This window comes from Mesorhizobium sp. M7A.F.Ca.CA.001.10.2.1 (assembly GCF_003998575.1).
In the GTDB taxonomy this organism is placed as follows: Bacteria; Pseudomonadota; Alphaproteobacteria; order Rhizobiales; family Rhizobiaceae; genus Mesorhizobium.
This window is the reverse complement of sequence record NZ_RZQY01000880.1, coordinates 1-1,956: the sequence shown is the minus strand read 5'-3', so window position 1 is coordinate 1,956 and position 1,956 is coordinate 1. Positions and strand designations below refer to the sequence as shown.

The window sequence follows — 1,956 nt, the reverse complement described above, 5'->3', positions numbered from 1 at the left end:
TCCCCGGCCCGTCAGCGCCGCTGGCGGCGCTGACGGCATCCGGCCTGCCCTCCGATGCCTTCCTGTTCGCCGGCTTCCTGCCGGTCAAATCAGGGCAGCGGCTGACACGGCTGGAAGCACTGAAGGCCGTGCCGGCGACATTGATTTTCTTTGAATCGCCGCGCCGGCTGGCTGACTCCCTGGCTGCCATGGTCGAAGCGCTCGGCGGCGAGCGCAAGGCCGCTATCGGCAGGGAATTGACCAAGACCTTCGAAGAGATGCGAACCGGCACGCTGCAGGCGCTGGTCGACCACTATGCTGCGGCCGATACGCCGAAGGGCGAAATCGTCGTCTGCGTCGGTCCGGCCGAGGCCAGGGTCGACGAGCCTGAAGACATCGACCGTCTGCTTCTGTCGCTTGCCGTCGAAATGCCGGCCTCCAAGGCGGCCGCGGAAGCCGCGAAGATGACCGGCGGCCAGAAACAGGCCCTCTATCGGCGGCTGCTTGACCTTAGGGAGACTTCTGGAGAAAGCGACAGTGGCTGAGCGCCCAAGCGTCAGCCGCCAAAAGGCCTATCGGCGCGGCCATCGCGGTGAATGGCTGGCGGCGGCAGCACTGATGATGAAGGGCTACAGAATCCTTGCGCGCCGCCACCGCACACGCTTCGGCGAGATCGACCTGATCGCGCGGCGCGGCGATCTGGTGCTGTTCGTCGAGGTCAAGGCGCGCCGCACGCTGATGGAAGCCATGGAGGCGATCGGTCACGAATCGGAACGTCGAATAGAAGGCGCGGCCGACATCTGGCTGTCGCGCCAAGCGGACTACGGCAGGCTGTCGATGCGCTTCGACATGGTCGCGGTGCTGCCCTGGCGCTGGCCGGTGCATGTCGAGAACGCGTTTTACGGGAGGAGTTGAGGGGCCACTTACGGGCGTTGCTCGCCCTTCGCTGGCTCCCTGCCCTTCGGGCGTTCAGTCCCTTCAAAAGGTCCACCGGACCTTTTGATCCGCCCGAAGGCGAACCGGGCCTTCACCGTTCGTCGTTCGGAAAGCCAAGCAATTGGCTTTCCGTCCGCTTCGCGGACCACTCCTCACCCCCAGATCATCAGCGCCATCAACCCGACACCGCCGACCACCAGCCGCCACCAGCCGAACAGCGCGTAGCCTTTGCGCGAGACATAATCGAGCAGGAAGCGTACGACGATGAGCGCCGTGACGAAGGCGGCGACGAAGCCGACGGCGATGATCGGCAGGTCGGCACTGCTCAGCACGTTGCGGTTCTTGAACAGGTCGAAGGCAAAGGCGCCGACCATGGTCGGGATCGCAAGGAAGAAGGAAAATTCAGCGGCAGCGCGCTTATCGACGCCCAAAAGCAGGGCGCCGACGATGGTCGAGCCCGAACGCGATGTACCGGGAATGAGCGACAGGCACTGGAAAAGCCCGATCTGCAGGTAAAGCCGGGTCGGGAAGCGCTCGACATCGCGGTAGACCGGCTTGAGGTTCATGCGGTCCACCGCCAGCAGCACGACGCCGCCGATGATCAGCATGATGCAGATCAGCCTCGGCGATTCGAACAGCACCGTCTTGATGAAATCATGCGCCAGCGCGCCGATGATCGCCGCCGGCAGGAAGGCGATCAGGATGCCGATGGCGAAATGCCGCGTCAGCCGGTCATGCGGCAGTTCGAGCAGCATCTTCCACAGGCGGCGGAAATAGACGCTGAGGATCGCCAGGATGGCGCCGAGCTGGATCAGGATCTCGAAGGCCTTGCCGGTCGAATGGAAGCCGAGGAAATGACCGGCAAGCAGAATATGGCCGGTCGACGACACCGGGATGAACTCGGTCAACCCCTCCAGCAGGCCGAGCAGCAGGGCTTCGACGATGGTCTGGCTTTCCATGGCTACCTCGGCATTGGCGTGACGGCTGACAGAAGGGCTTGCTTGTCATGGCGTTGAAGTCCCCCTATAGGTCGCAACACCC

At 63.9% G+C, this 1,956-nt stretch carries 3 protein-coding genes; 2 read left to right on the top strand and 1 reads right to left on the bottom strand.

Going from position 1 to position 1,956, the window contains the following annotated elements; genetic code table 11:
- Window positions 1-524, top strand: a 524-nt coding sequence (locus EN964_RS32990) for a 16S rRNA (cytidine(1402)-2'-O)-methyltransferase (RefSeq protein ID WP_245490719.1), incomplete at its 5' end; no start/stop codon positions are given.
- A complete protein-coding gene (locus tag EN964_RS32985; RefSeq protein ID WP_127269758.1) occupies window positions 517-894 on the top strand; it encodes a YraN family protein in 378 nt (125 codons plus the stop codon). The genes EN964_RS32990 and EN964_RS32985, both read left to right, overlap by 8 nt.
- Before the next feature lie 173 nt (window positions 895-1,067).
- Here EN964_RS32985 and EN964_RS32980 read toward each other — a convergent pair whose 3' ends face one another.
- Window positions 1,068-1,874 (bottom strand): undecaprenyl-diphosphate phosphatase, encoded by an 807-nt coding sequence (locus EN964_RS32980; RefSeq protein ID WP_127269760.1) that lies wholly within the window; start codon window positions 1,872-1,874, stop codon window positions 1,068-1,070.
- Window positions 1,875-1,956: the final 82 nt, after the last annotated feature.